This is a genomic window from Sphaerisporangium sp. NPDC004334 (assembly GCF_053602655.1).
In genome coordinates this window covers 13,916-40,710 of record NZ_JBSGDZ010000003.1, presented here as the reverse complement: position 1 = coordinate 40,710, position 26,795 = coordinate 13,916, and the positions used below count along the sequence as shown (strand labels likewise).

At 71.5% G+C, this 26,795-nt stretch carries 25 protein-coding genes; 6 read left to right on the top strand and 19 right to left on the bottom strand.

Annotation, left to right across the window (positions count from 1 at the left end; genetic code table 11):
• Window positions 1-128 precede the first annotated feature (128 nt).
• On the top strand, window positions 129-1,760 hold the full coding sequence (locus ACWEN6_RS03855; protein ID WP_452568825.1) for a phospho-sugar mutase: 1,632 nt from the start codon (window positions 129-131) through the stop codon (window positions 1,758-1,760).
• A 167-nt stretch (window positions 1,761-1,927) separates the two neighbouring features.
• Here the strand turns inward: ACWEN6_RS03855 and ACWEN6_RS03850 are convergent, their stop codons facing one another.
• The 5 genes from ACWEN6_RS03850 to ACWEN6_RS03830 form a co-directional block, all read right to left on the bottom strand.
• Window positions 1,928-2,548, bottom strand: a complete 621-nt coding sequence (locus ACWEN6_RS03850) for a PH domain-containing protein (RefSeq protein WP_354837306.1) — start codon at window positions 2,546-2,548, stop codon at window positions 1,928-1,930.
• Between the two features lie 65 nt (window positions 2,549-2,613).
• A complete protein-coding gene (locus ACWEN6_RS03845; RefSeq protein WP_354837307.1) occupies window positions 2,614-3,693 on the bottom strand; it encodes an adenosine deaminase in 1,080 nt (359 codons plus the stop codon).
• Between the two features lie 37 nt (window positions 3,694-3,730).
• Window positions 3,731-4,084, bottom strand: a complete 354-nt coding sequence (locus ACWEN6_RS03840) for a cupin domain-containing protein (protein WP_452568824.1) — start codon at window positions 4,082-4,084, stop codon at window positions 3,731-3,733.
• 116 nt (window positions 4,085-4,200) lie between these two features.
• Window positions 4,201-4,914 (bottom strand): AMIN-like domain-containing (lipo)protein, encoded by a 714-nt coding sequence (locus tag ACWEN6_RS03835; protein ID WP_452568823.1) that lies wholly within the window; start codon window positions 4,912-4,914, stop codon window positions 4,201-4,203.
• Between the two features lie 233 nt (window positions 4,915-5,147).
• Window positions 5,148-6,596, bottom strand: a complete 1,449-nt coding sequence (locus ACWEN6_RS03830; protein WP_452568822.1) for an MFS transporter — start codon at window positions 6,594-6,596, stop codon at window positions 5,148-5,150.
• Between the two features lie 86 nt (window positions 6,597-6,682).
• On the opposite strand from ACWEN6_RS03830, the gene ACWEN6_RS03825 reads away from it, so the two are divergent.
• A complete protein-coding gene (locus ACWEN6_RS03825; protein WP_452568821.1) occupies window positions 6,683-7,066 on the top strand; it encodes a MarR family winged helix-turn-helix transcriptional regulator in 384 nt (127 codons plus the stop codon).
• 109 nt (window positions 7,067-7,175) lie between these two features.
• Here the strand turns inward: ACWEN6_RS03825 and ACWEN6_RS03820 are convergent, their stop codons facing one another.
• The 9 genes from ACWEN6_RS03820 to ACWEN6_RS03780 form a co-directional block, all read right to left on the bottom strand.
• Window positions 7,176-8,450: a thymidine phosphorylase gene (locus ACWEN6_RS03820; RefSeq protein WP_452568820.1), complete on the bottom strand. Its 1,275-nt coding sequence runs from the start codon at window positions 8,448-8,450 to the stop codon at window positions 7,176-7,178.
• A 45-nt stretch (window positions 8,451-8,495) separates the two neighbouring features.
• The gene (locus ACWEN6_RS03815; protein ID WP_354837324.1) at window positions 8,496-8,915 is read right to left on the bottom strand and encodes a cytidine deaminase; all 420 of its coding nucleotides are present in this window, start codon (window positions 8,913-8,915) and stop codon (window positions 8,496-8,498) included.
• Between the two features lie 118 nt (window positions 8,916-9,033).
• On the bottom strand, window positions 9,034-10,305 hold the full coding sequence (locus ACWEN6_RS03810; protein WP_452568819.1) for an ABC transporter permease: 1,272 nt from the start codon (window positions 10,303-10,305) through the stop codon (window positions 9,034-9,036).
• Window positions 10,302-11,438 (bottom strand): ABC transporter permease, encoded by a 1,137-nt coding sequence (locus ACWEN6_RS03805; protein ID WP_452568818.1) that lies wholly within the window; start codon window positions 11,436-11,438, stop codon window positions 10,302-10,304. The genes ACWEN6_RS03810 and ACWEN6_RS03805 overlap by 4 nt, the downstream gene beginning before the upstream one ends.
• Entirely contained in the window at window positions 11,435-13,141 is a 1,707-nt protein-coding gene (locus ACWEN6_RS03800; protein ID WP_452568817.1) for an ATP-binding cassette domain-containing protein, read from the bottom strand. Before ACWEN6_RS03800 ends, ACWEN6_RS03805 begins: the two co-directional genes overlap by 4 nt.
• 228 nt (window positions 13,142-13,369) lie before the next feature.
• The gene (locus ACWEN6_RS03795; protein WP_452568816.1) at window positions 13,370-14,443 is read right to left on the bottom strand and encodes a BMP family lipoprotein; all 1,074 of its coding nucleotides are present in this window, start codon (window positions 14,441-14,443) and stop codon (window positions 13,370-13,372) included.
• Window positions 14,444-14,667: 224 nt separating this feature from the next.
• On the bottom strand, window positions 14,668-15,909 hold the full coding sequence (locus ACWEN6_RS03790) for a M20 family metallopeptidase (RefSeq protein WP_354837334.1): 1,242 nt from the start codon (window positions 15,907-15,909) through the stop codon (window positions 14,668-14,670).
• Entirely contained in the window at window positions 15,896-17,077 is a 1,182-nt protein-coding gene (locus ACWEN6_RS03785; RefSeq protein WP_354837336.1) for a glutamate--cysteine ligase, read from the bottom strand. Before ACWEN6_RS03785 ends, ACWEN6_RS03790 begins: the two co-directional genes overlap by 14 nt.
• A gap of 215 nt (window positions 17,078-17,292) precedes the next feature.
• Window positions 17,293-17,502 carry an SCO4848 family membrane protein gene (locus tag ACWEN6_RS03780; protein WP_452568815.1) on the bottom strand — a complete coding sequence of 70 codons (210 nt, stop codon included), beginning with the start codon at window positions 17,500-17,502 and terminating at the stop codon, window positions 17,293-17,295.
• Between the two features lie 111 nt (window positions 17,503-17,613).
• On the opposite strand from ACWEN6_RS03780, the gene ACWEN6_RS03775 reads away from it, so the two are divergent.
• Entirely contained in the window at window positions 17,614-18,741 is a 1,128-nt protein-coding gene (locus ACWEN6_RS03775; RefSeq protein WP_452568814.1) for a D-alanyl-D-alanine carboxypeptidase family protein, read from the top strand.
• Between the two features lie 47 nt (window positions 18,742-18,788).
• Here the strand turns inward: ACWEN6_RS03775 and ACWEN6_RS03770 are convergent, their stop codons facing one another.
• From ACWEN6_RS03770 to ACWEN6_RS03760, 3 genes are all read right to left on the bottom strand, one after another.
• Complete coding sequence (locus tag ACWEN6_RS03770; RefSeq protein WP_380825807.1) at window positions 18,789-19,730, bottom strand: YihY/virulence factor BrkB family protein; 942 nt, start codon at window positions 19,728-19,730, stop codon at window positions 18,789-18,791.
• Window positions 19,731-19,803: 73 nt separating this feature from the next.
• The gene (gene trpS / locus ACWEN6_RS03765) at window positions 19,804-20,808 is read right to left on the bottom strand and encodes a tryptophan--tRNA ligase (protein WP_452568813.1); all 1,005 of its coding nucleotides are present in this window, start codon (window positions 20,806-20,808) and stop codon (window positions 19,804-19,806) included.
• Window positions 20,809-20,873: 65 nt separating this feature from the next.
• Window positions 20,874-22,199 (bottom strand): hemolysin family protein, encoded by a 1,326-nt coding sequence (locus ACWEN6_RS03760; RefSeq protein WP_452568812.1) that lies wholly within the window; start codon window positions 22,197-22,199, stop codon window positions 20,874-20,876.
• Window positions 22,200-22,346: 147 nt separating this feature from the next.
• On the opposite strand from ACWEN6_RS03760, the gene galE reads away from it, so the two are divergent.
• Together galE and ACWEN6_RS03750 are read left to right on the top strand one after the other, a co-directional pair.
• Window positions 22,347-23,309 (top strand): UDP-glucose 4-epimerase GalE, encoded by a 963-nt coding sequence (gene galE / locus ACWEN6_RS03755; protein ID WP_354923579.1) that lies wholly within the window; start codon window positions 22,347-22,349, stop codon window positions 23,307-23,309.
• A 113-nt stretch (window positions 23,310-23,422) separates the two neighbouring features.
• Complete coding sequence (locus ACWEN6_RS03750) at window positions 23,423-23,554, top strand: hypothetical protein (RefSeq protein ID WP_354837350.1); 132 nt, start codon at window positions 23,423-23,425, stop codon at window positions 23,552-23,554.
• A gap of 71 nt (window positions 23,555-23,625) precedes the next feature.
• Here the strand turns inward: ACWEN6_RS03750 and ACWEN6_RS03745 are convergent, their stop codons facing one another.
• Both ACWEN6_RS03745 and ACWEN6_RS03740 read right to left on the bottom strand, forming a co-directional pair.
• A complete protein-coding gene (locus ACWEN6_RS03745; RefSeq protein WP_452568811.1) occupies window positions 23,626-24,480 on the bottom strand; it encodes a hypothetical protein in 855 nt (284 codons plus the stop codon).
• Window positions 24,481-24,632: 152 nt separating this feature from the next.
• Window positions 24,633-26,099 carry an MDR family MFS transporter gene (locus tag ACWEN6_RS03740; protein ID WP_452568810.1) on the bottom strand — a complete coding sequence of 489 codons (1,467 nt, stop codon included), beginning with the start codon at window positions 26,097-26,099 and terminating at the stop codon, window positions 24,633-24,635.
• A gap of 122 nt (window positions 26,100-26,221) precedes the next feature.
• Between ACWEN6_RS03740 and ACWEN6_RS03735 the strand changes: the two genes are divergently transcribed.
• Complete coding sequence (locus ACWEN6_RS03735; protein ID WP_452568809.1) at window positions 26,222-26,752, top strand: PadR family transcriptional regulator; 531 nt, start codon at window positions 26,222-26,224, stop codon at window positions 26,750-26,752.
• Window positions 26,753-26,795 lie beyond the last annotated feature (43 nt).

The following is a 26,795-nucleotide window of genomic DNA, read 5'->3' as shown; positions in this document are numbered from 1 at the left end:
CACCGAGGCACCTTGTCACGGGGCGGCGGCACGGTCGCCCGGTGACACCGGATCCAGCGGTGTCGCGGAGGCGGCGAGGCCACGCCTGACCCCGGATAGTTTCTGAGAAATACGAGCGAAGGGGTTCGATGTCCGATCTCGTGCGGCGGGCGGAGGAGTGGCTGGCGCAGGATCCCGACCAAGAGACCCGGGAGGAGCTCAGGCGGATCCTCGACGGCGGCGACCTCGCGGCGCTCCAGGACCGGTTCGGGGCCAAGCTGGAGTTCGGCACGGCCGGGCTGCGCGGCGAGCTGGGCGCGGGGCCGAACCGGATGAACCGCGTGACCGTCATGCGGGCGGCCGCCGGGCTGGCCGCGCGGCTGGGGCCGGGCGGGCACGTCGTGATCGGGTACGACGCCCGGCACAACTCCGACATGTTCGCCCGCGACTCGGCGGCGGTGCTGAACGGGGCGGGGTTGCGCGTCTCGCTGATGGGCCACCACTGGCCCACCCCTGTGCTCGCCTTCGCCGTACGGCACCTTGGGGCCGACGCCGGCGTCATGGTCACCGCCTCGCACAACCCGCCGCGCGACAACGGCTACAAGGTCTACTGGGGGGACGGCGCCCAGATCGTCCCGCCGCTCGACGTGGAGATCTCGGCGGCGATCGACGCCGTCGGCCCGGTGGACCGGCTGCCGCTGGGCCGGGAGTGGCGGACGCTGAGCGAGGCGGACATCGTCGAGCCGTACCTGGCCGCGATCACCGCGCTGCCGATCGGGGACGATCGCGACCTGCGCACCGTCTACACCCCGATGCACGGGGTGGGCGGGGAGCTTCTGCTGCAAGCCTTCGCCGTCGCCGGGTTCGAGCCGCCCGCGGTGGTCGAGGCCCAGTTCGCCCCTGACCCCGACTTCCCGACGGTGGCCTTCCCGAACCCGGAGGAGCCGGGTGCGATGGACCTGGCGCTGCGGCTGGCCGAGAAGGCCGGCGCCGACGTGGTCATCGCCAACGACCCGGACGCCGACCGCTGCTCCGTGGGCGTGCCCACGCGGGACGGCGGCTTTCGCATGCTGACCGGCGACGAGGTCGGCGGGCTGCTCGGCGAGTACGTCATCGAGCACACCACCGCGCCGGACCGCCTGGTCGCCGAGTCGATCGTGTCCTCGTCCCTGCTCGGCAAGATCGCCGAAGCGCACGGGGTGCGCCACGCCGAGACGCTCACCGGCTTCAAGTGGATCGTCAAGGCCGGCGACGGGCTGGTCTACGGGTACGAGGAGGCGCTCGGCCACAGCGTCGGGTCCGACCAGGGGCTGCCCGTGCGCGACAAGGACGGCATCGGCGCGGCCCTCACCGTCGCCGGGATGGCGGCGCGGACCAAGCGGGACGGCAAGACGCTTCTGGACCTGCTGGACGAGCAGGCGGAGCGGTACGGCCTGCACGCGACCGCGCAGCTCTCGTTCAGGGTCGCCGACCTGTCGCTCATCGCCGCCGCGATGGAACGGCTGCGCTCCCGGCCGCCTCAGGCGCTCGGCGGGCGGGCGGTCGGTTCGGCGGAAGACCTGAGCGCGGGCGTGGACGGCCTGCCGCCGACGGACGGGCTGCGCTACCGGCTGGACGGCGACGCCCGCGTGGTGGTCCGCCCGTCGGGCACCGAGCCGAAGCTGAAGTGCTACCTGGAGGTCGTCGTCCCGGTCACGACCACGGTGCCCGACGCCAGAACGCAGGCCGCCCGAGACCTGGACGCCCTGAAGTCCGACCTCACAACCGCCCTCGGCCTCTGAACCGGGGACGGGCACGCCACACCTTCGGAGACCGGTGGACCACCGTAGTGGGGGCGCCGGAGCCGCCGTACCACGACCCACCGCCTCGGCGCCCTTGGGAACCGGGTGGCGGCGGGGAGAGAAGGCGGGCGAGCGGCGGGCAAGGCCCCGCACCAGGGGCGCGGTGGTCAGGAGGTGATGAGGGCGGCTATGACCAGGATGAGGGCGGCGGCCAGGGCGCCGAGGGCCGAGGGGGACCAGGTGGCGGTGAGGGGCGCCCGCTCGCCGGCGGTGCGGGACTTCTTCTCGACCAGTTCGGTGAGCTGCTGGGCGACCCAGTCGGCATGCGTGCGGCCGGCCATGGCCTGCGCCGCCGCGTGCTCGGCCTTGGAGAGCTGGGGCTGGGTGCTGGGGTAGCGCCCGGCCTTGGCGGGGACGCCGGCGGTGCCGCGCCGTACGGCCTTGGCCCGCTCGCGGGCGCTCGCCTGCGGCGTCCAGCAGCGCACGCTGTCGTCGCCCGACTCGATGATGATCGCGTGCGAGACGTGGATGCCGTCGATGGCCTTCCACGGCACGAAGTAGTTGCGCAGCGGGTTGCGCACGAAGATGCCGTCCTCGCGGGCGAGGACGGCCGGGCGCAGGCAGCCGACGAAGACGGCGGCGGTGAGCACCGCGAGCACCGCGCCCGCGACCAGCGCCGACGGGATGCTGCCGTGGGCGATCAGGTCGGCCGTGTTCAGCGCGGCGAACACCATCCACACCCAGCCGAGCACCCATGCGATCTTGGACCGGAAGACCTGTGGCTTCACCGCTCGCTCACCGCTACCTTTCCGTTCAGCAGGCGGTCACCACGCTAACGCCTCCCGCGTACTGCTCACGCCTGCCATTTGAGCTGCGCGAAGCCCGGCTTGATGACACCGTTGATCAGCGCCAGCCGCTCGTCGAACGGGATGAACGCCGACTTCATGGCGTTGACCGTGAACCACTGCAGATCGTCCCACCCGTAGTCGAAGGTTTCGACGAGGTTGGCGAATTCCTGGGACACACTGGTGTCACTCATCAACCTGTTGTCGGTGTTGACGGTGACCCGGAAGTACAGGCGGCGCAGCAGGCCGATCGGGTGCTCGGCGAGCGACGAGGCCGCGCCGGTCTGCAGGTTCGACGTGGGGGCCATCTCCAGCGGAATGCGCTTGTCGCGCACGTAGGCCGCGAGCCGGCCGAGCTTGGCGGTGCCGTCCTCGGCGACCTGGATGTCGTCGATGATGCGCACGCCGTGCCCGAGCCGGTCGGCGCCGCACCACTGGATGGCCTGCCAGATGGACGGCAGCCCGAACGCCTCGCCCGCGTGGATGGTGAAGTGGGCGTTCTCGCGCTGGAGGTACTCGAAGGCGTCCAGGTGGCGGGTGGGCGGGTACCCGGCCTCGGCGCCGGCGATGTCGAACCCGGCGACCCCCACGTCGCGGTAGCGCACGGCCAGTTCGGCGATCTCCATGGACCGCGCCTGGTGGCGCATCGCGGTCAGCAGCGTGCCGACCCGGATGCCGCGCCCCTCCGATCCGACCCGGAAGCCCTCCAGAACGGCCTCGACCACCTGGTCGAGGCTGAGCCCGCCGGAGGTGTGCTGTTCCGGGGCGTAACGGACCTCGGCGTAGACGACTCCGTCGTCGGCGAGGTCCTCGGCGCACTCGGCGGCGACGCGGATCAGCGACTCGCGCGTCTGCATGACCCCGACGGTGTGGTCGAAGGTCTCCAGGTAGCGTTCGAGGGACCCGGAGTCGGACGCCTCGCGGAACCATTCGCGCAGGTTGTCGGCGTCCTTGCTCGGCAGCCTGTCGTATCCGGTCTCGCGGGCCAGGTCGATGATCGTCTGCGGCCGCAGGCCGCCGTCGAGATGGTCGTGCAGGAGGACCTTCGGGGCCTTGCGGATGCCGTCACGTGTGGGCTGCTGAGTCATCGCAACATCCTAGAGAGTGGTCTGCCGGAGCCCCGGCTCATTCGTCGCGGTTCACGGTGTCGGGCGAGAACGCGGGCAGGCAGACCGCGACGTACTCGGCGCCCTCGGGGCCGGCGGTGTAGCGGATCTTCTCGCCCGGCAGGGTCGTGATCGCCTCACCGGCGTGCACCTCTGCCGTGCCCCCTTCGTGCTCGACCACGACGGTGCCGCGCAGCACGAGGGTGTACTCGGTGAACTCGGGCGTCTGGGCGGGCTCCTCCCATCCCGCCGGAGCCACCATGTGGGCGATGGACACCTGGTCGTCGCCGGTGTTGACCCGTCCGACGTACTCGTCGATGACCTTTCCACCCGGGACCGGGATGCGGGTCGCGCCCGCGATTCTGCGTACCACGCGGCCAGTCTAGGAGGCGCACATGAGAACTATGTCCAATTCCGTCCAAGGGGGTGCGCGACCGGCTCCGCCGTCCGCGCCGGCCGGCCCGCGGATCGGCGGGCAGACGCCGGGCGTCAGTGGGCGATGTCGATGACCAGGCGGGCGGGGTCGGACTGCTCGAAGACGCGGAACCCGGCGCGCTCGCGCAGCACGAGCGCCACGGTGACGACGCCCTCGTAGTCGCCGGTGCGCACGACGCCGAGGAGGTTCGGCAGTCCGGGCCGCAGGACGGGCGTCCGGGGGAAGGTCGGCCTGCCGTTCTCGGTGTGGGCGTTGGCGGGCTTGAGCATCACCTGCAGGTACGCCCCGCCCTTGATGTCCACGAGCTTGCCCGACCCGTCCTCGTACAGTTTGCGCACCCAGTCGACGCTGTAGCCGGTCTTGGCGCCCCGCAGGTCGATGACGACCCGGTCGAACCCGGGATGCGCGGCGAACCGCGCCCCCGTGACCACGGGCGGCCGCTCGGGGGAGCGCGTGACGGCGACCCGCCTGGTGCTCGCGGGCGCGGGCGGTTCGCTCGCGCCGGCGGTCGGCATCCGGCTGACCGGTGGGACGCCGCCCGTCTCGCCCGGCGTCGGGACGGTCCGCCCGGACGGCGTCACGACGGGCGTCACCGCTGGTGTCACGGCCGGTGAGGAGACGGACGGGTCCGGGGACGCCGGAGCGGGGCCCGGCGAAGACGCGGCGGGCGTGCTGCTCGCGGAGGTGTCGGACCCGGGCGCCGCACCGCAGGCGGCGGTGACCAGGGCCAAAGGCAGGAGGGCGGCTGCGACGGCGATCCTGTTCATGGCCTCGGCTCCTCCACTGAATGCGCCTACTCCTTTGACCCCGAGAATGCCTCACAGGTTCGCGGAGAAACTCCGTAACCCGAAAATGTGTCCGATGTGCCCCTTGACCTCCGGAAGGACGCCACCGCGTGCGCCAGGCCCCCGGCGCGTGCGCACCGAGGGCCTGGACGAGGGGACGTCATGAGGGCGGAGGGAGGCGGTCCGGACCGGCCTGGATCGGAGCCGGCCGTGGATCAGGCGTTCTCCAGGACGGGCAGGTCGCCGCCCTCCTGCTCGGCCTTCGCGGCCGGGGAGGTCGCGCGGCGGGCGAACAGGCCGGTCAGGGCGATGCCGAGCCCGATGAGGGCGATCACCGCGCAGACGGCGAACGAAGACCTGATCGCCGGCATGGTGACCGCGCCCCCGTGAGCGGTCACCACGGCGGTCACGACCGCGAGCATCAGCGCCCCGCCGACCTGGCCGGAGGTGTTGAGCAGCCCGGAGGCCAGGCCCTGCTCGTCGTCGGCCACCCCCGCGGTGGCCTGGATGTTCAGCGAGGGGAACATGAGGGCGAAGGAGATGCCGAGCAGCAGCATGCCGGGGATGACCATCGTGACGAGGCTCGGGTGCTCCCCCGCGCCGAGGAACACGGCGTACCCGGCGACCAGGGACACCGAGCCGATGGCGATCAGCCGGGCGGTGCCGAACCGGTCGGCGAAGTCGCCCATCTTGGTGGAGGTCAGGGCGACGAGCAGGCCCGCGGGGAGGAACGCCAGCGCGGTGTGCAGCGCGGTCCAGCCCAGGAGGTTCTGGAAGTACTGCATGGCGACGAACTGGAAGCTGACGTAGGAGCCGAACAGGACCACGAGGCCGAGGTTGGCCCGCACGAGCGGGCCCGAGCGCAGGATGGCCAGGCGGACGAGCGGGTGCTTGACCCGCAGTTCGGTCACGACGAACAGGGCGAGCAGGGCCACGGCGCCCGCGAGGCTCGCCAGCGTGCGCACCGAGCCCCAGCCGGCCTCGGGGGCCTGCACGACGGCGAACACGAACAGCAGCATCGAGAAGGTGATGGTGGCGGCGCCGACCAGGTCGTGGCCTCCGTGGGTGCGCTCCTCGCCGGAGTGGCGCGGCAGGAGCCTGAAGCCCGCCACGAGCGCGATGATCGCGACCGGCACCGGGCTCAGGAAGGTCCAGCGCCAGCCCAGCTCCGTGAGGAAACCGGACAGGACGAGGCCGAGGGAGAAGCCGCTGGCGCCGCAGGCGGTGAAGATGCTCAGCGCCCGGTTGCGGGCCGGGCCTTCGGCGAAGGTCGTGGTGATGATCGACAGTGCGGCGGGCGCGGTGAAGGCCGCGCTGATGCCCTTGATGAACCGGGCGACGATGAGCAGGCTGCCGTTGTCGACCAGGCCGCCCAGCAGCGAGGCCACGGCGAAGACCGCGAGGGCCGTCAGGAAGACCCTGCGGCGGCCGAGCAGGTCGGCGGTGCGCCCGCCGAGCAGGAGCAGCCCGCCGTAGCCCAGGACGTACCCGCTGACGACCCACTGCAGGGTGGAGGTGGACAGGCCGAGGTCGGCCTGAATGGACGGTAGGGCCACTCCCACCATCGAGACATCGAGCGCATCGAGGAAGATCACGGCGCTGAGCACGGTCAGCGCCCCCCAGAGGCGCGCATCCCAACGCTGGTCATGTGAGGTGAGGGACATGGGAGAGGACACTACATGCGCATGCATTCAATGCACAAGCATTTAATTCACGTGCATTTATTGACGACGCATGCTACAGTCAGGCCATGGACGACGATGTCGACGTCGTGAGCTCATGGCGGGAGATCCTCGCCTGTCATGCCACGACCTGGTGCGCGCTCGAGCGCGAGCTCGGCGACAAGCATGGGCTCGGGGTCAGCGACTTCGAGGTCCTCGACCGCATGGTCGAGTCCGACCACGGCAAGTACCGCGTCCAGGAGCTCGCCGACGCCGTCCACCTCAGTCAGAGCGCCCTGTCGCGCCTGATCTCCCGCCTGGAGAAGGCCGGACTGGTGTGCCGCAACATGTGCGAGGTCGACCGGCGCGGGGTGTTCGTTCAGATCACCGAGGCCGGCATCGAACGCCACCGCGAGGCCCTGCCCACCCACCGCGCCGTCCTCAACACCTCCCTCACCGACCTCCCCCGCTGACCGGGCGAAGGAGTCCGCGCGAGTGGACCCCTCGCCACGACGGCCCGCTTGGCGCTGAGGCTCGCAGGCTCACCCCCGCGCCGTCGCAGGACCGCCGGCGCCGAGCGGGTCAGGCGGTGACGCGGTCGATGACCAGTGGAAGCAGCGGGGCGGGGGCGTCGGTGATGGCGTAGGCGCCGGCGAGGGCTTCCAGAGCCCGGTCGAAGCGGGCCGGGTCGTCGGCGTGGAGGGTCAGCAGCGGCTGACCTTCGCGGACGGTGTCGCCGGGCTTGGCGTGCAGGGTGATGCCCGCGCCGAAGGACACCGCGTCCTCCTTGCGGGCCCTGCCCGCGCCGAGGCGCCAGGCCGCCAGCCCCACCTGATAGGCGTCCAGGGTGGCGAGGACGCCCGAGGACGGCGCCGTCACCTGCGTGGTCTCGGCGGCGGTGGGCAGTCCGGCGTCCGGGTCGCCGCCCTGCGCGCTGATCATGCGACGCCAGGCGTCCATGGCCGAGCCGTCCTTCAGCGCGTCCGCGGGGTCCTTGCCGCTCACCCCTGCCGCGGCCAGCATCTCTCGGGCGAGGAGCACGGTGAGCTCCACGACGTCGGACGGACCGCCGCCGGCGAGCACCTCGACGGCCTCGGCCACCTCCAGAGCGTTGCCGACCGCGAGGCCCAGCGGGCGGTCCATGGCGGTCAGCAGGGCCACCGTGGTGACCTCGTGGTCGGTGCCGAGGTCGACCATGGTGCGGGCGAGCTCGCGGGCCGTCTCGACGTTCTTCATGAACGCGCCCGAGCCGACCTTGACGTCGAGCACGAGCGCGCCCGTGCCTTCGGCGATCTTCTTCGACATGATCGACGAGGCGATCAGCGGGATCGACTCGACGGTGCCGGTGACGTCGCGCAGCGCGTAGAGCTTCTTATCGGCGGGGGCGAGCCCGTCGCCGGCGGCGCACACCACCGCGCCGGCCTGCCGCAGCACCGCGAGCATCTCGTCGTTGGACAAGGAGGCACGCCAGCCGGGGATCGACTCCAGCTTGTCCAGGGTGCCGCCGGTGTGGCCGAGGCCGCGCCCGGACAGCTGCGGGACGTAGGCGCCGCAGGCGGCCACGAGCGGCGCGAGCGGTAGCGTGATCTTGTCGCCCACGCCGCCGGTCGAGTGCTTGTCCGTGGTGGGCCGGTCGAGCCCGGACCAGTCCATGCGCGCCCCGGACCGGATCATGGCCTCGGTCCACCGGCCGATCTCGCGCCGGCCCATGCCGTTGAGCAGGATCGCCATGGCCAGGGCCGACATCTGCTCGTCGGCGACCTCGCCGCGGGTGTAGGCGTCCACCACCCAGGCGATCTGCTCGGAGGAGAGCTCGCGGCCCTCCCGCTTGGTGACGATGACGTCGATCGCGTCCATGAACTTGAAATCCCCCGGAAACGGTGTCGGTCGTGCTGGCCGGCGTCAGGCGCCGCGGGAGAGGTCGTCGGGGCCGAAGGCGTGGGGCAGGACCTCGGCCATCCGCCACGCGCCGTCGGGGGTCTCCACGAGCAGCTCGGGACCGCCGTGCTCGAACAGGAGCTGGCGGCACCGGCCGCACGGCATGAGCAGCTCGCCGTGGCCGTCCACGCACGTGAAGGCCACCAGGCGCCCGCCGCCGGAGGCGTGCAGCGCCGACACCAGCCCGCACTCGGCGCACAGCCCGAGCCCGTAGGAGGCGTTCTCGACGTTGCACCCGGTGACGACGCGGCCGTCGTCCACGAGCGCGGCGGCGCCCACCGGGAACTTGGAGTAGGGCGCGTAGGCGTTGGCCATCGCGTCGGTCGCCGCCTCGCGCAGCGCGTCCCAGTCGATGGGGACGTCGGTGGTGCCGGTGTCGCTCACGTGCTGGTTCCCCCGTGGTTCCGATGGCGTCGGTCGTGGCACGGCCGGCTGGCGCCGGCCCGCCTCCTGTCGTGGCGCGGCCGTCCCGTGGCCTGGCCCATGTGGCGGTACGGCCGTCTCACGTGGCCTGGCCCTTGCGGTACGGCAGGCCGTCGGTCGCCGGCATGCGCAGCCGCTGGGAGGCCAGCGACAGCACCAGCAACGTCGTGAGGTGCGGCGTGAAGGAGGTGAACTGCTCGGGCACGGTGTCGGTGGTGGCGAACACCGCGAAGACCAGGACCGCGAAGATCCCGGTGAACAGCGCCGCCCGGCCGCGCTGCTGCCGTACGAGCTGGTAGACGGCGAACGCGGCGAGCAGCATCGCGACGACCAGCAGCAGCGCGTGGACCGAGGTGCCGCCCTGGCGCAGTTGCAGGGCGTCGGTGTACCCGAACAGCAGCGCGCCGCCGGCCAGGCCGCCCGGCCGCCAGTTGCCGAAGATCATGGCGGCGAGGCCGATGAAGCCGCGCCCGCCGGTCTGGCCCTCCCGGTAGATGCCGGCGGCCACGATCGACAGGAACGCGCCGCCGAGCCCGGCCAGGGCGCCGGAGATCACGACGGCGAGGTACTTGTACAGGTACACGTTGACGCCGAGCGACTCGGCGGCCACCGGGCTCTCGCCGCACGAGCGCAGGCGCAGCCCGAAGGCCGTGCGCCACAACAGGTAGAAGCTGAGCGGGACGAGCAGGATGGCGAGGATGACGAACAGCGAGACGTTCTGCGTCACGCCGTAGAGCACGCCGGCGAGGTCCGAGAGCAGGAACACGTGCGTGCCGGCCAGGTCGCGCAGCGGCGTGCCGATGCCGGGAATGCTGACGGTCTCGATGGGCGGGATGCGCGGCGACTGGGTCTCGCCGCCGCCCTTCATGCCGACGAACACCAGCTTGGACAGGTACTGGGTGACGCCCTGGCCGAGCAGGGTGATCGCGACGCCGGAGATGATGTGGTCGACGCCGAAGGTGACGGTCGCGACGGCGTGCAGCAGGCCGCCCAGCGCCCCGCCGATGGTTCCGGCGATGACGCCGGCCCACGGGGTGCCGAAGGTCAGCGCGCCCCAGGCGCCGCACCAGGTGCCGAGGATCATCATGCCTTCGAGGCCGATGTTGACCACACCGGACCGCTCGGACCACAGTCCGCCCAGGGCGGCCAGGCCGATGGGGACGGCGAGCCCGATGGCCGCGCCGATGGTGCCGCCGGAGGTGATGTCGTTGGCGCCGGTGACGACCCGGGCGAGCGACATCATGACCAGCAGCGCCAGGACGCCCAGCAGGGCCACCTGCCAGTTCAGCGTGAAACGCCGGGCGGGCGGGGGCGCGGCCGGCGCCTTGGCGGACAGGCCGGTGACCGTCATACGGCCGCTCCCTGGGGCTCGGTGGGGGCCGCGGTGGACAGCTGGCGGCTGACCCGGCGCTGCTCGGCCACCGCGCGGTACCGGTGGACCAGCTCGTAGGCGATGATGACCGAGAGCACGATGGTGCCCTGCATGATGATCACGATCTCCTTGGGGATGCCGTTGAAGTCCAGGATGTCGTTGGAGTTGTCCAGGAAGCTCCACAGCAGGGCGCCCACGGCGATGCCGATCGGGTTGTTGCGTCCCATCAGGGCGATCGCGATGCCGGTGAAGCCCAGGCCCGCCGGGAAGTCCAGGCTGTAGGAGTACGACGCGCCGAGCAGCTGCGGCAGGCCGACGAGCCCGGCGACCGCGCCGGACAGGATCATCGTGTACAGCACCATCTTCTTGACGTTGATGCCGCTGGCGACGGCCGCCGTCTCCGACCGGCCGGTGGCCCGCAGATCGAAGCCGAAGCGGGTGCGGTTCAGCACGACGTGGTAGGCCACGCCGAGCACGGCCGCCACGATGATCATCCCGAACACCTTGGCCTGGGTGCCGGAGACCAGCGCGATGCCGGGGAAGTGCCCGGACGGGCCGATGGGCTTGGTGCCGACGTTGTTGCCGTTCAGGACGGCCAGCCGGCCGGGAGTGAGCAGCCAGGCGCCGAAGCCGGTGGCGATGGCGTTCAGCATGATCGTGGAGATGACCTCGCTGACCCCGCGCGCGGTCTTCAGCACCGCGGCGATCGACGCCCACAGGCCGCCGACCAGCACGGCGACCAGCATGATGACGCCGACGTGCACCGGGCCGGGCAGGGTGACCGCGCCGCCGACCGCGGCGGCGACCAGCACGGCCAGGCGGTACTGGCCGTCCACGCCGATGTTGAACAGGTTCATCCGGAACCCGATCGCCACGGCGAGGGCGGAGATGTAGTAGGTGGTGGCGGTGTTGAGGATCAGAACCTGGATGGACGGGGTGGCGCTGAAGTCCAGCAGCAGCCCGAGCGTCTGGAACGGCTGGTTGCCGTTGAGCAGCAGGATGATCGAGGTGACGACGCCGGCGAAGACGACGGCCAGGACGGGCGCGGCCAGCGCCAGAAGGCCGCCGAGCCTGACCCTGCCGAGCAGCCGGTCGGTGAAGGACGAACTCATGCTTCCTCCCCGGCCTCGGGCGCTGCCGAGCCGAGTCGCTCAGGGGGAGTCGCGGCGGGACGGGCGGACGCCGGCGGACCGTCAGGAGAGGTGCCGGCGGAACCGGCGGAGACCGGCGGACCGCCGGAGGCCGGTGCCTGGTCCGCGGGCTCGGCCGTGGCGCCGGTCATGGCGGAGCCGAGCTGTTCGGGGGTCACGGTCGCCGGGTTTACGTCGGCGACCATGCGGCCGCGCAGGATGACCTTCAGGGAGTCCGACAGGCCGATCAGCTCGTCCAGGTCGGCCGAGATCAGCAGGACGGCCAGCCCTCTGGCGCGCGCGGCCCGCAGGTGGTCCCAGATGGCGGCCTGCGCGCCCACGTCCACGCCGCGCGTGGGGTGGGAGGCGATCAGGACGACCGGCTCGCTGCTCATCTCGCGGCCGACGATGAGCTTCTGCTGGTTGCCGCCGGACAGCGCCAGGGCGTCCACGTCGATGCCGGGGGTGCGCACGTCGTACTCGCGGACGATGCGCTCGGTGTCGGCGCGGGCGCCGGCCCGGTCGATCCACGGTCCCTTGACGTTGGGCCTGCGGGTCTGGTGGCCGAGGATGCGGTTCTCCCAGAGGGGGGCGCCGAGCAGCAGGCCGTGCCGGTGGCGGTCCTCGGGGATGTAGCCGATGCCGCCCTCGCGCCTGCGCAACGTCGCCCAGGCGGAGATGTCGGCGCCGTCCAGGGTGATCGTCCCCTCGGCGGGGCGCATGCCCATGATGGCCTCGACCAGTTCGGCCTGCCCGTTGCCCTCGACGCCGGCGATGCCGAGCACCTCGCCCTTGCGGATGTCGAACGAGACGTCCTCCACGACCGCCCGTCCGTCGCCGGCGCGCACGGTCAGGCCGCGCACGGCGAGGGCCACCTGGTCGGTGACCGTCGACTCGCGCGTCTCGGGGCTGGGCAGCTCGCTGCCCACCATCAGCTCGGCGAGCCGCCGGGCCGTGACGTCCCCCGGGTCCACGCTCGCCACGGTGGTGCCGCGCCGGATGACCGTGATGGCGTCGGCGACGCGCAGCACCTCGTCCAGCTTGTGGGAGATGAAGATGATGGTGAGGCCCTCGCGGACCAGTCCGCGCAGGTTGTCGAACAGCTCGTCGACCTCCTGGGGCACCAGCACGGCGGTCGGCTCGTCCAGGATCAGGATGCGCGCGCCGCGGTAGAGGACCTTGAGGATCTCGACGCGCTGCCGGGCGCCCACGCCGAGGTCCTCGACCAGGACATCCGGGGAGACGCCGAGGCCGTAGGCGTCGGAGATCTCCTTGATCTTCCGGCGGGCGGCGGCGAAGTCGATGCCGATGCCGCCCTTGCGCGGCTCGCTCCCCAGGATGATGTTCTCGAGGACGGTGAGGTTGTCGGCGAGCATGAAGTGCTGGTGCACCATGCCGATGCCGGCGGCGATGGCGTCCCCCGGCGTGCGGAAGGAGACGGGCGACCCGTTGACGCGGATCACGCCTTCGTCCGGCCGCTGCATGCCGTATAGGATCTTCATGAGCGTGGACTTGCCCGCGCCGTTCTCGCCGACGATGGCGTGCACGTGCCCGCGCAGCACGGTGAGACGGATGTCACGGTTGGCGACGACGCCGGGGAATCGTTTGGTGATCCCCTCGAGCTCGACGGCGGGCTCCGTGGCGGGAGCCGAAGAAGTCGAAGTGCTGATGGCGGCCTCCTCCATGCGGACGGCCTCGGTGGCGCGGCCGGCGCCCGGTGGGGCACGGCGGCCGGCCGTGTCGGCGGATCTGACGGGGCTCTGGAATCGCGGCCCGCGCCCGCGGGCGGAGCCGTAACCGGCACGCGAGACGGCCGCGGGCGGGTGCCGCGGCCTTGCGTGGCTGAGCGGTGAACCGACAGTAGCCCAAGGGGCCCGGTGATGCGGACCCGGGCCCCTTGGGCTGTCAGCGGATCACTCGGAGGGAACCTTGATCTCGCCGCTGATGATCTTCTGCTTGTACTCGTCGAGCTTGTTCTTGATGTCGTCGACCTGGCCGCCGGTGGTGGAGAAGTCGACGCCGCCGGCCTTGAGGTCGTAGGTCGTCGGGCCGGCCTTGACGGTGCCGTCCACGTAGCTCTTGAGGAAGTCGAACACCGCGACGTCGACCTTCTTGAGCATGGAGGTCATGATGACGTCGCGCACGCTCGCGTCGGCCGTGAGGGCCTGGTCGGAGTCCACGCCGATGGCCAGCGCCTTGGACTCCTTGGCCGCCTCGAAGACGCCGCCGCCCGAGCCGCCCGCGGCCTGGTAGACGATGTCGGCGCCGGCATCGTACATGCCCTGCGCGGCGGTCTTGCCCTTGGCCGGGTCGTTGAACCCGGCGAAGTCCGGCGGCTGGGTCAGGTACTTGACGTCGACCTTGATGTCCGGCTTGACGGACTGGGCGCCCTTGGTGAAGCCGACCTCGAACTTCTTGATCAGCGGCACCTGCACGCCACCGACGAAGCCGATGTGGTCCTTCTTGGTCTTCAGCGCCGCGGCGGCGCCGACCAGGAAGGAGCCCTCGTTCTCGGCGAACACCAGGTTGGAGATGTTCGGCCCCTGGGCGGCGTCGTCGATGATCGCGAACTTGGTGTCGGGGAACTCGCCCGCGACCTTCTTGATCGCCTCGGAGTAGGCGAAGCCGACCGCGATGACCGGGTTGTAGCCGCTCTGGGCGAGCAGGCGGAGCCGCTGCTCCTTCTGGGCGCCGGTCTCGCCGGCCCCGGCCTCGAGCTCCTTGGCGTCGGTGATCTTCAGCTCGGTCTTGGCCTTCTCCAGGCCCGCGGCGGCGGCGTCGTTGAACGACTGGTCACCGCGCCCGCCGATGTCGTACGCCAGGCCGACCTTGGGCCCTGCGGCCGCCGGCGCGGAGGCCGCGCTCGACGCGCCCGGGGACGCCGCGTCGGTACCTTCCGATCCGCTGCCACCACATGCCGCTACGGCCATGAGCATGGCGCTCACCGCGGTCGTGGCGGCCAACTTGCCTGCGTGAATGCGGAGCAAGGTGACTCCTTCCGTGTTCTTCGCCGTCCAACTCGTGTGCACGCGCGAAGCAGACCGCACGGCAACCCTGCACGGAAGATAGTTGTTTGACCGGTGTTGGCCAAACCGCCGCCCGGCTCCGAAATAGGTCCGTTATGCAGCTCACGCCACCCTGTGACCTGCGGAACCGCGAGATGGGGGGACGGGGAGCCGCCTTTCGGACGTCCCCGCCGGGCCTCGCGCCGTCAGGCGGTGACGGGCTGCGCGTCGGACCTCTCGGCGGAGACGGTGCATCCGTCCCACAGGGAGGTCAGGGCCGTGGCGGCCATCACACGCACGCCGACGCCGATGCAGCTCTCGTCCACGTCGAAGGTTCCCTGGTGGATGTCCATCTGCCGGGTCTCCCCCGGGGCGCGCACCCCGAGACGGGCGTAGGCGCCGGGCACCGACTCCAGGTACCACCCGAAGTCCTCGCCGCCGAGGGACTGCGGCGTGGGGACGGTGGACTCCAGGCCGAGCACCTGGTGGGCCGCCTCGCGGAGCATGTGCACGCTGGTGGCCTCGTTGATGGTCGGCGGGACGCCGCGCAGGTAGTTCATCTCGGCCTCGACGCCGTAGGCGATGGCGACCGAGTCCAGCAGCGACTTGAACAGGTCGGGGGCCTCGTGCCAGGCCTGCTCGTCCAGGCAGCGGATGGTGCCCTCGGCGACGCCGTCGTCGGGGATGGCGTTGGCGACCGAGCCCGCCTGGACCCGGCCCCACACCAGCGACAGCGACGAGCGGGGGTCGACGCGGCGGCTCAGGGCGGCCGGCAGCTCGGTGACGATCTTGGCGAGGGCGAAGACGAGGTCGGCGGTCAGGTGGGGGCGGGCGGTGTGCCCGCCGGGGCCGGCGACGCGGACGCTGACCTTGTCGCAGGCTCCGGTGATCGGGCCGACGCGCAGGCCGAGCTTGCCGACCTCCACGCGGGGGTCGCAGTGCAGGCCGAAGATGCGGTCGACGCCGCTGATGCCGCCGGCCTCCAGCACCTTCAGCGCGCCACCGGGCATGACCTCCTCGGCGGGCTGGAAGATCAGGCGCACCCGCCCGGGCAGCAGGCCGGCCGCCGCCTGCTCGGCCAGGAACAGCCCGGTGCCGAGGACGATCGCGGTGTGCACGTCGTGGCCGCAGGCGTGGCAGACGCCCGGGACGGTCGAGCGGTAGGACACGTCCTTCTCGTCGGGCAGCGGAAGGGCGTCGATGTCGGCGCGCAGGGCGACGGTGTGGCCGCCTCCGCTGCCGATGTCGCAGATCAGGCCGGTGCCGCGGGGCAGGGGGGTCGGGACGAGCCCGGCGGCGGCGAGCCGCTCGGCGATTCGCTCGGTGGTCCTGTGCTCGACGAACCCGAGTTCGGGGTGGGCGTGCAGGTCACGCCGGAACCCGATCAGGGAGTCGTTGTGAGCGCCCAGGAACGCGTCGAGCTCGCCCCTTAGATCACTTGCCGGCATGGCCCATCGCCCCGTTCGACGTTCGCAGGTTGGTGGTGACGAAGCGGTCCTCCGCGAGTTCGACGATCGTCGCGTCGACGATGTCGTCCAGGGTGCCGCCTCCGGTGAGAATCGCGCGCTGGCGCTCGCAGGAGTTGCCCTGCTCCACCACGTCGGTGATGGTGGCGAGCTCTTCGGGGCAGCCGAGGCGTTCGGCCACCGGGGCGAGCTCGCGCGTCAGCTCATAGAGCATGTCGCGCATCGGCGCGGTCGATCCGTGGTCGTCGGTGATGACGAAGGCGTCCAGCCCGTAGCGGGTGGCCCGCCACTTGTTGTCGCGCACGACCCAGGGCGCGGGGTGCGGAAGGCGATACCCGCGATCGAGCTGCTGGTCGAACTGCTGCACGAGGCACTGCGACAACGCCGTCACCATCCCGACCTCCCGAAGGGTCGGTATACCGTCGAACATTCGAATCTCAATCGTGCCGAAGTCGGGGTGTGGCCGGATGTCCCACCACACTTCCTTGATGCTCTTGATGGTCCCCGCGCGCTTCAGGGTGTCCATGTACTCTTCGAACTCGGCCCAGTCGGCCAGCATCTGCGGCGGTCCCGCTGTCGGCAGAGAACCGAAGACGATGGCCCTGCTGGAGGCGAGCCCGGTGTCTTGGCCGCCCCAGTAAGGGCTGGAGGCCGTCAGCGCGAGGAAATGCGGCAGGTAGGCCGCAAGTGCGTTGACGATGGGGATGACTTTATCCCTTTCCCGCACCCCCACGTGGACATGTACGCCAAATGTTTGGATCCTCCATGCCAGCCACTGCATCTCCTCGACCAGCTCGGTGTACCGCTGGACGGGGGCGTAGACGGCCTCGCGCCAGTCGCTGATGGCGTGGGTGCCGGTGCAGGCCAAGGCCATCCCCTGCGGGTCGACCACCTGCCGCAGGCGGTCGATGGTGGTGCGCAGGTCGCGCACGGCCTCCGACACCGTGTGGCACACGTCGGTGATCACCTCGAGCTGGGACTGCATCAGCTCGTGCATGACCTTCGGACGCGGGGTCTCGCTCAACTCGGGGACCGCGTCCAGCACCAGGCGCGCGTCCTGGCGCAGACGGCGGGTGCGCTTGTCGACAAGCTGGAGTTCCCATTCGACGCCCAGTGTCGGGCCGCGCGAAGGATTGAACTCGATTGGCACAGCACGCCTCCATGCGAAAGGTCCCAAGGCCGAGTCTCCGCCTTCGCGACGGCATCGGCCAACCCTACGGTCACCCCAGTACGTCCCGACTTACGGCTTTCCGCACTTTGGCCACCAGACCGGAGGAGGTACCCACTCATGCATGGTCAACCGCAAAACGGTCGTTAACCGTCTCTGCCCGCGCAGGAGGGCTTATATGCGGACGGAGGCCAGGCTCAGCGATCGACGGGGCGCCGCGGACGCCAGGCGCGCCAGCCGATGACCCCGACCACGACGGCGAGCACCACGTTGACGACGATCAGGATGCCGTGCACCACGTAGAAGGCCGTGGGATGCCCGTCGGCGAGGTTGAACCCGAGCATGACCCACTCGACGACCATGAAAGCGGCCAGGACCAGCAGAAAGCCGGCCATACGTCGTGTCATCTTCACCGCCTCCATGGTACCTCCACGGTTACTGACCAGGCACACTCGCGATCTTTGTCGTGTCTTGCCCCACGTGAAAAGCGACAAAGCTACTCTGAATTCCCTATGGGGATGAAGCACGTATCAGCAGTCAGCGCGCTCGCGCTCGCCGGGGGGCTCACGCTCGTCACCCCCGCCCAGGCGCGTTCGGCGACCGACGACACCGCGCCCGTCGGCGGCGGGATGCTCGGCCGCCACGGCGTGGTGGTCGACCCGGCGGCCGCGGCCCTGCCGAAGACCGGGGCGTCGGCCTTCGTGGTGGCCGACGGCGACACCGGCGAGGTGCTGGCCGCCAAGGACCCGCACGGGCGCTACCTGCCGGCCAGCACCCTGAAGATGCTCACGGCCGTCACGCTCATCCCCCGGCTGGACAAGACCAAGCTGATCAAGCCCAGCGCCGAGGCGTGCAACGTCGAGGGCAGCGCCGTCGGGCTCACCCAGCACAAGATCTACCGGGTGCGCGACCTGCTCCGCGCGCTGATGATGGTCTCCGGCAACGACGCGGCCGTCGCGCTCGCCGAGGCCAACGGCGGCCTGCCCCGCACCCTGGCCGACATGAACGCCGAGGCCAAGCGGCTGCAGGCGCTGGACACCGTCGCCAAGACGCCGAACGGCCTGGACAAGCCCGGCCAGAGCAGCTCGGCCTACGACCTGGCCCTCATCGCCCGCGCCGGGCTGGCCAACGCCGACTTCCGGGAGTACGTCGGCACCAAGGTGGCGAACTTCCCCGCCCCCGGCGGCAAGCACTACGAGATGGCCAACCACAACCGGCTGCTCGGCCGCTACCCCGGCATGATGGGCGTCAAGAACGGCTGGACGACCAAGGCGCTCGGCAGCTTCGCCGGCGCCGCCCGGCGCGACGGGCACACCATCATCGTCTCGATCATGCATCACGAGGGCGGGTTCTGGGAGGAGGTCAAGGAGCTGCTCGACTGGGGGTTCGCCTCCCGGGGCCACGTGGCCGCGGTCGGCACCCTGGTCTCCCCCGTCCCCGACGTCAAGCCGACCAAGCCGGTCGGCGGCCCGCCCGGCGCCGTCCCCGCCGCCTCGCCCCGGCCCGTCGTCGCGGCGCAGGACTCCCCCCTGGTCGGCATCGGCGCCGGCGTCGTGGCCGCGGGCCTGCTCGGCGGCGTGGTGTGGGTCGTCTACGGCGTGCGCCGCCGCTCCCGCACCCGGCGCGAGGAGCCGTCCGAGGTGTGACCGCTCGGCGGGCCGTCACTCCGTATCGAGGTGTGCTCGGCGGGCCCTCACTCGTACCCGCCGGCGGGCGCGGGGGTCGGCTCGGGAGGCGGGGCGCCGTTGGCGGTGGAGGTCCAGGCGGCGACGTACAACACCCAGCGGCTGGACAGGTTGAGCCACACCAGCAGGCCGACGATCACCGCGAACGTGCCGTAGATCGGGTTGCTGAGGGTGTGCGAGAGGAGCAGCGTGGCCGCCTGCTTGAGCGCGCCGAAGCCGACGGCGCCGAGCAGCGCGCCCTTCAGCGTGGTGAACAGAGGTTCGCCCACCTTGCCCATCCAGCCGAGGATGACCAGGAAGACGAGCATGTCGGCGGCGACGCTGATCAGCACACCGGCCGTCCGCACGAGCGCCGCGGCCACGACCGAGTCGGCCAGCCCGAGCCAGCCGACGATCGTGCCGGTGGCCTGGACGGCGAACCCGCCGACCAGGACCGACACCACGAGCGTCAGGCCCATCAGCAGCAGGGCGACCAGGTCGCGCAGCTTGCCGACGAACCAGTTCATCGGCGGCTCGCAGCTCACGCAGATCTCGTGGACGGCGTCGCGCAGCGCGTCCACGACGCCGAGGCCCGCGTACAGCAGGCCGAGCAGGCCGATGACGCCCGCGCTGCCCCGGGCCGTGGCGAGGTCCTGGACGCGCAACTGGTCGGCCAGGCCGGGGAGCTGCTGGTCGATGGCCTTCACCAGCGTGGTCAACGCGTCCGGCCGCAGCGTGAGCACGTACCCGAACAGGGCGAACGCCAGCGCCAGCAGGGGGAAGAACGACAGGAAGGCGAAGTAGGTCACCGCGCCCGCCAGCCGGTCGCCCCGCTGGCTCTGGTAGCGGTGGAAGGTGCGGATCAGGTGGTCCAGCCACGGCCAGCGCACGCGGGAGCGTTCGGTCCTGACCCTGCCCCACCGCTTGACGGCCTCGATCGTGCGCAGGATCGAGGCCCACGTGCTTCCCATGCAGGCCATCTACCCCACAGGCGTACGGTATGCGAGCCCGCCCGCGGGGCCTTCGGGCAGCGGGCCGGTGTGGTCAGAGCTTGGGCAGGAAGCCGACCCGGTCGCGGACGACCTCCATGGTCTCGCGGGCCACGGCCGAGGCGCGGGCGGCGCCGACGGCGAGCAGGCGGTCGAGCTCGGCCTCGTCGGCCAGGAGCTTCTCGGTGCGCTCGCGGATCGGCGCGAAGGCCTCGACGACCACCTCGGCGACGTCCTTCTTGAAGGCGCCGTAACCGAGGCCGGCGTAGCGGGCCTCCAACTCGGGGATCGGCGTGCCGCTGAGCACCGACTGGATGCGCAGCAGATTGGTGACGCCGGGCTTGTTCTCGGGGTCGGCGACGACCTCGGAGCCGGTGTCGGTCACCGCGCGCATGACCTTCTTGCGCAGCGGCCCCGGCTCCTCCAGGACCTCCAGGAGGCCCTGCGGGCTGGAGGAGGACTTGGACATCTTCGCCAGCGGATCCTGAAGGTCGGTGATCTTCTCGACCTCCTTGGGGATGAACGGCGCGGGGAGGTTGAAGGTCTGGCCGTACCTGCTGTTGAAGCGCTGGGCCAGGTCGCGGGTGAGCTCCAGGTGCTGCTTCTGGTCGGCGCCGACCGGCACGAAGTCGGCCTGGTACATCAGGATGTCGGCGGCCTGGAGGATCGGATAGGTGAACAGGCCCACCCCGGCCGAGCTCTCGCCGTATTTGGCCGACTTGTCCTTGAACTGGGTCATGCGGGCGGCCTCGCCCATGCCGGTGTTGCACATGAGGATCCAGGCCAGCTCGCTGTGCTCGCGGACCTGGCTCTGCACGAACAGCGTGCTGCGCTCGGGGTCCAGACCGGCGCCGAAGAGCTGGGCGGCGGACACGCGCGTGCGGCGGCGCAGGTCGGCGGCCGACGGGTTCACGGTGATCGCGTGCAGGTCGGCGATGAAGTAGAACGCGTCGTGGGTCTCCTGCATGTCGACCCACTGGCGCACGGCGCCGAGGAAGTTGCCGAGGTGGAAGGACTCGGCGGTGGGCTGGATGCCGGAGAGGACGCGTGGTCTGGCCATAGCACTCAATTGTGTCAGGAGTCGGGGACCGTCCGCGACTCGCGCACGGGGTATGTCCCGGTAAATCAGGAGGGGTCCCGGGCCTCCTCAGGCTCCTCGGCAGGGGGCGCGACTACCTTCTTGATAACGCGGACGCGGGCGACGCGGCGGCCGTCCATCTCGGTGACGATCAGGGTGCAGGCGGGCCGCTCGACCTGCTCCCCCATCTCGGGCAGGTGGCCGAGCGCGGCCATGACGTAGCCGCCGAGCGTCTCGTACGGGCCCGCCTCGAGCTCGATGCCGGTCTCGGCGGCGAAGTCGGGAAGGTTGACCAGGCCGTCGATCTCCATCTCGCCGGCGACCAGGCGCACCGACTCGCCGTCGGCGTCGTACTCGTCGCGGATGTCGCCGGTGAGCTGCTCGACCAGGTCCTCCATGGTGACGATGCCGGCCGTGCCGCCGTACTCGTCGACGACGATCGCCAGGTGCTGGCCGTCGTCGCGCATCTCGCTCAGCGTGGGCAGCACCCGCTTGGTGGCCGGCAGCAGCTTGACCGGCCTGATGGGCACCAGCTCGCCGATCGGCTCGATGCGCCCGGTGAGCACCGGGTCGAGCAGGTCGCGGACGTGGACGAACCCGACGATGTCATCGTAGGAGTCGCGGTAGACCGGGAACCGGGAGTGCGGCATCGCCGCCGCCAGGATAGCCGCCTCGGCCAGGGGCGTGTCCAGCGCCATGAACTCCACCTCGGTGCGCGGCAGCATCACCTCGCGCAGGTGGCGCTTCCCGGCGGTGAAGACCTCGTCGATCAGGTCGCGCTCGTCCTTGGTGAGCTCCTGGTGGCCGACGACCATGTCCCGCAGTTCCTCGGTGGTCATCTCGGCGCGGTCGGCCTGGGGGTTGCCGCCGAGCAGCTTGACCACCCCGTCGGTGGACTTCGACAGCAGCCAGATCACCGGGCGCGACAGCGCGGCCAGCCGGTCAAGGAACGGGGCGACCACCAGGGACAGCCCTTCGGCCCGCTGCAGGGCCAGGCGTTTGGGCGCCAGCTCGCCGAGGACCAGCGTCACGTAGGAGATCGCGAGGGTGACCACCACCAGCGCCAGCGGCCGGGCGGAGGCCGCGGGCAGCCCGGAGCGGGTGATGACGGGCTGGAGCTGGCCGGCCAGCGTGTCGGCGCCGACGGCCGCCGACAGCACGGTGGCGACGGTCACCCCGATCTGCACGGCCGACAGGAAGCGGTTGGGGTCGCGGGCCAGCCGTGCCACGCGCGCGCCACGCCGGCCCTCCTCGGCCAGCCGCCGGATCTGGCTCTCACGCAGGGAGACCAGGGCCATCTCGGCCGCGGCGAAGAACCCGCCGATCAGGACGAAGACGAGGACCAGGACGATGTTGGCCGCGACGTTGTGCACGTCGATGTCCGTTCGGGTGAGGCGCTCAGGATGATCTGGTCAGCGTACCCGCTGCCCCTTGTCCGCTTGCGGCCGGAGGCGCGTAAGCTAGACGATAGACCTACAAAATCAAACACGATCACACACGATCGAACGGAGGCCGGGCAAGTGAAGCTGCTGGTAACCGGGGGCGCGGGCTACATCGGGAGCGCCGTGGCCGCACAGCTCGTCGAGGCGGGCCACGAGGTCACCGTCCTGGACGACCTGTCCACGGGGCACGCCGACGCGGTGCCCGCCGGCGCTTCGTTCGCCGAGGCCCCGATCGCCGAGGCGGCCGGCGTCCTTGACCCGTCGTTCGACGGCGTGCTGCACTTCGCGGCCCGCTCGCTCGTCGGCGAGTCGGTGGAGAAGCCCTCGCTGTACTGGTCCAACAACCTCGGCGGCACCCTCGCGCTCCTGGAGGCCATGCGCGGCCACGGCGTACGGCGCATCGTGTTCTCCTCGACCGCGGCGACCTACGGCGAGCCCGAGGGGACCCCGATCACCGAGACCGCCCCGACCCGCCCGACCAACCCCTACGGCGCCTCCAAGCTGGCGGTGGACACGGCGCTGACCGCCTTCGCCGGACTGCACGGCCTCGGCGCCGTCAGCCTGCGCTACTTCAACGTGGCCGGCGCCTACACCGCGGCGGACGGGCGCGTGTACGCCGAGCGGCACGCCGTGGAGACCCACCTCATCCCGAACGTGCTGGCCGTCGCGCTCGGCCGGCGTGAGGCGGTGAGCGTCTTCGGCACCGACTACCCCACCCCCGACGGCACCTGCGTGCGCGACTACATCCACATCGCCGACCTCGCGCGGGCCCACCTGCTCGCCCTGGACGCCTGCCGGCCCGGGGAGCACACGGTCTACAACCTGGGCAGCGGCACGGGCTTCTCCGTGCAGGAGGTCATCTCGGTGTGCCGGGAGGTCACCGGCCACCCCATCCCCACGGTGACCGGCGAGCGGCGCCCCGGCGACCCGGCGGTGCTGGTGGCCTCCTCCGAGCGCATCCAGCGTGAGCTGGGCTGGAAGCCCGAGCGCGCCGACCTGCGCTCCATCGTCGCCGACGCCTGGGCGGCGATCGCACGCTGACCCCGGCCGGTCCGCGCGGCCCCGACTGGAATCACGTTCCGCGAAAACCGAGTCTCATTCCGTCATCGTGTGGTGAGATCTCCTTCGTGAGGAAAGCTGGAAGCTTTTCACCTTTGACGCTGAGGATGGCGTTCGCCGGTCTCATCATGCTCTGCGCGAGCATGGCCGCGGCCGGCGCCGTCTTCGCGACGACCTACCCCCGCGGAGGCCCGGCCGGCGCCACCTGTCCCACCCATGCCGGGTGAGACGGGCGCCGGCCCGCGCGGGCGGGCGCGGCGGCGCGCGGGCGCAGGACGGGCGCGCACGGCGCCGGAGGTCAGCCGTGGCGCAGCGAGACGTGCATGCGGGCCTGGTTGTTGGCCGGCCGCCGGTCGCCCACGCGCGCGGAGTACACCGTGGCCCTGGCGCCGACGTCGCGCGCCCGGCCCCGTGGCACCCGGAAGACCAGGTCGAACGTCCCCCGCGCCCCTGACCTGATCGGCCCGAGCGCGCAGCCGAGCCGCCCGTGCCGTTCCGCGCAGCGGGCGCCCTTGGCCGAAAGGAACCGCGCCCCGTTCTCGGTGAAGTGGACCCGCGCGTCGCGCACCACCCTCGGCCCGCTGTTGCGCACCGTCGCCCTGACCGGGAACCGCTCCCCCGGCTTTGCGCTGGTGGCGGCGGGCGACAGCCGGACCGCGAGGTCCGCCCCCTCGTCGACCCGGGTCAGCACCTCGGCGCGGTTGTCGGCCTCGTTGTCGTCGACGACCTCCGACGACAGGCCGGCCGTGGCGCGCAGCGGGCCGCGGGCGCCCGCCCGCACCAGCCCGAGCACCGTCACGGCCCCGGAGCCGCCGGCCGCGATGTCGTCCGGCGACGGGCACACCACCTCGTTCTTCGCGGCCCCGGGGCGGCAGGTGGCCACGTTCACCGCGGCGATGTCCACCTGGTCGGGCAGGTGGATCTTCAGCACGGGGAGCACCGCGTCGCCCGGTCCGGCGTTGCGCACCTTGACCTGGTACGACAGCCATTGACCCGGCTGCGCGACCCGCGGCGACGCGGCGACGCGCACCGACAGGTCGGCCCCGCCCCACCGCCCGGGGGCGGACCCGGACGAGGCGTTCACCACCAGCGGCGCGGCGGAGACGACGAAGAAGACCAGACCGGCGGCGATTCCCGCCGTGAACAGACCCATTGATGTGCGACCCCCAAGCGTTCGGCTCAATTGAACGCCGCCGGGGTCGCGCGCCGCCCGCCCGACACGCGACCCCTGGTGCAGGCGAACCCCACGCGACCGCAAAACCTCGTCACGACGTCCCGCCGGCACCCGACCTGGGCTGATGTGTCCTATTCCGCGAGGGCGGGGGCGCCCGGCGCCGCGCCCCGCTCGATCACGTGCCGGGGCAGGAACACCAGCGCGGCGAGCGCGATGACCGCGCCGGTCACGGCCAGCCAGGGGATGACCGCGGCGGCGGCCGCCGCGTGCGCCTCCGCGGGCACGCGGGTGGCCGCATGGTCGCGGACGACCGAGGCGTAGGCCGTGCCGGCGACGGCCAGGGCCACCGACCCGCCGATCTGGCGGAAAAAGGTGAGCTTGGCGGTGGCCGTGCCGATGTAGCCGGCCGGGACGGCGTACTGGACGGCCACCGTCAGCCCCGACAGCATCGGCCCGACGCCGAGGCCCATGAGCGCCATCCACGCCACCAGCGCCCACGCCGGGGTGTCGACGGCCAGGCCCGAGCACAGCAGCCCTCCGGCGGCGATGAGGAAGGGCGCGGCCACCAGCCAGGGCTTGTACCGGCGCGTCCTGCCGATCAGGCCGCCGGTCAGCACACTTCCGGCCAGCATGCCCAGCATGAACGGGTAGATGCGCAGGCCGGACTCGGTGGCGCTCATGCCCTGCGCCTGCTGGAAGTAGCGCGGCAGGAACACCGCTCCGGCGTACAGGCAGGCCGCGGTGAAGAAGGAGGCCAGGTTGGCGATGGTGTAGGAGCGGTTGCGGAACAGGTGCATCGGCACGATCGGCTGCTCGGCGCGCAGTTCCACCGGCACGAAGACCGCCAGCAGCACGACGGCGGCGGCCAGCGGGCCCGCGACCGCCGGGCTGGTCCAGGAGTGGCCGTCCAGGCCCTTCTCGGTGAGGCCGACGAGCAGCGCGCTGATGCCGACGGTGAAGACGGCGATGCCGAGATGGTCGGGCCTGGCCCGGCCGGTGCCGCCGGCTCGGGGCAGCCGCAGCGCGATTATGCCCAGCAGCACCGCGCCGACCGGGAGGTTCACGAAGAAGGCCCACCGCCAGCTCGCGTGGTCGGTGAAGAACCCGCCGAGGAACGGCCCGGCGATGTAACTGGCGGCCATGACGCCGCCCAGCGCCCCCTGCACCCTGCCGCTCCTGTCCGGCGGGAACAGGTCGGCCACCAGCGCGAGCGACAGCGGGATGAGCGCGCCCGCGCCGAGCCCCTGCAGGCCGCGGAAGGCGATGAGCTGCCCCATGTCCTGCGCCAGGCCGCACAGCGCCGACCCGAGCAGGAACAGCGTGACGCCGACCAGCAGCAGCGGCCTGCGCCCGTAGGCGTCCGACAGCCGGCCGTACAGCGGGACCGTCACCGTGGAGGTCAGCAGGTAGGCCGTCACGACCCAGGTGTACAGGCCCGCGCCGCCGAACTCGGCGGTGATGCGGGGCAGGGCGGTGCCGACGATCGTCTGGTCGAGCATCGCGAGGAACATCCCGCCGAGCACGCCGAGCAGCAGGAGCCCGTTCCCCTTGGTGGACGGCTCCGTACCCGCCGGAGCCGTGGTGGTGGTGGCCGCCATCTGTCGTCCCTTCGCCCTTCGTGGCATGGCCGGACCGCGGCGAGCGCCGCGTCCTGTCCGGCCGAACATGTAGAAGGTGACATGTCTGGAATGACATGTCAATCCTTGGATATCATGACGCCATGTCCCTGCGCATCGCCCTGCTGGGCCTGCTGTCCTCCTCCGGCCCGGCGAGCGGGTACGACCTCACCAAGAAGTTCGAGGTGTCGATCAACCACGTGTGGCAGGCGGGGCACAGCCAGATCTATCCGGAGCTGGCCAAACTGGCCGCCGACGGCCTGGTCACCGTGGAGGCCGAGGGCGCGCGCGGACGCAAGACCTACGCGGTCACGCCCGAGGGCAGGGCCGAGGTCCACCGCTGGATGATGGAACACGTACCGGCCGAGCCCGCACGCAGCGAGAACGCCCTGCAGGCGTTCCTGCTGCCGCTCCTGGACGCCCCCGAGGCCGTCGCCGTGCTCGAGAGGATGTCGGCCGTCAGCCGGGCCAGGCTCGGCCACCTCTACGAGTTGAAGGTCGCCAACCCGCCGGCGTCCGGCCGCCTCGGCGTCCACGCCCTCGAACTCGGCATCATGCAGACCGAAAGCTTCCTCACCTGGGCCGCCACCACCATCGACGCCCTCCGCCACGACGCCCTCCGCCGCGACGCCTAGCGACGGCGGCGCGGGTGTGCGGCGCTCGACCGGCGAAGGCTCG

Excerpts from the sequence above, each read along its gene's own strand:
- ACWEN6_RS03855 (WP_452568825.1), top strand. The coding sequence starts at position 129 with ATGTCCGATCTCGTGCGGCGGGCGGAGGAGTGGCTGGCGCAGGATCCC.
- ACWEN6_RS03845 (WP_354837307.1), bottom strand. The coding sequence starts at position 3,693 with ATGACTCAGCAGCCCACACGTGACGGCATCCGCAAGGCCCCGAAGGTC.
- ACWEN6_RS03835 (WP_452568823.1), bottom strand. The coding sequence starts at position 4,914 with ATGAACAGGATCGCCGTCGCAGCCGCCCTCCTGCCTTTGGCCCTGGTC.
- ACWEN6_RS03830 (WP_452568822.1), bottom strand. The coding sequence starts at position 6,596 with ATGTCCCTCACCTCACATGACCAGCGTTGGGATGCGCGCCTCTGGGGG.
- ACWEN6_RS03825 (WP_452568821.1), top strand. The coding sequence starts at position 6,683 with ATGGACGACGATGTCGACGTCGTGAGCTCATGGCGGGAGATCCTCGCC.
- ACWEN6_RS03820 (WP_452568820.1), bottom strand. The coding sequence starts at position 8,450 with ATGGACGCGATCGACGTCATCGTCACCAAGCGGGAGGGCCGCGAGCTC.
- ACWEN6_RS03810 (WP_452568819.1), bottom strand. The coding sequence starts at position 10,305 with ATGACGGTCACCGGCCTGTCCGCCAAGGCGCCGGCCGCGCCCCCGCCC.
- ACWEN6_RS03805 (WP_452568818.1), bottom strand. The coding sequence starts at position 11,438 with ATGAGTTCGTCCTTCACCGACCGGCTGCTCGGCAGGGTCAGGCTCGGC.
- ACWEN6_RS03800 (WP_452568817.1), bottom strand. The coding sequence starts at position 13,141 with ATGGAGGAGGCCGCCATCAGCACTTCGACTTCTTCGGCTCCCGCCACG.
- ACWEN6_RS03790 (WP_354837334.1), bottom strand. The coding sequence starts at position 15,909 with ATGCCGGCAAGTGATCTAAGGGGCGAGCTCGACGCGTTCCTGGGCGCT.
- ACWEN6_RS03780 (WP_452568815.1), bottom strand. The coding sequence starts at position 17,502 with ATGACACGACGTATGGCCGGCTTTCTGCTGGTCCTGGCCGCTTTCATG.
- ACWEN6_RS03775 (WP_452568814.1), top strand. The coding sequence starts at position 17,614 with ATGAAGCACGTATCAGCAGTCAGCGCGCTCGCGCTCGCCGGGGGGCTC.
- ACWEN6_RS03770 (WP_380825807.1), bottom strand. The coding sequence starts at position 19,730 with ATGGGAAGCACGTGGGCCTCGATCCTGCGCACGATCGAGGCCGTCAAG.
- trpS (WP_452568813.1), bottom strand. The coding sequence starts at position 20,808 with ATGGCCAGACCACGCGTCCTCTCCGGCATCCAGCCCACCGCCGAGTCC.
- ACWEN6_RS03745 (WP_452568811.1), bottom strand. The coding sequence starts at position 24,480 with ATGGGTCTGTTCACGGCGGGAATCGCCGCCGGTCTGGTCTTCTTCGTC.
- ACWEN6_RS03740 (WP_452568810.1), bottom strand. The coding sequence starts at position 26,099 with ATGGCGGCCACCACCACCACGGCTCCGGCGGGTACGGAGCCGTCCACC.
- ACWEN6_RS03735 (WP_452568809.1), top strand. The coding sequence starts at position 26,222 with ATGTCCCTGCGCATCGCCCTGCTGGGCCTGCTGTCCTCCTCCGGCCCG.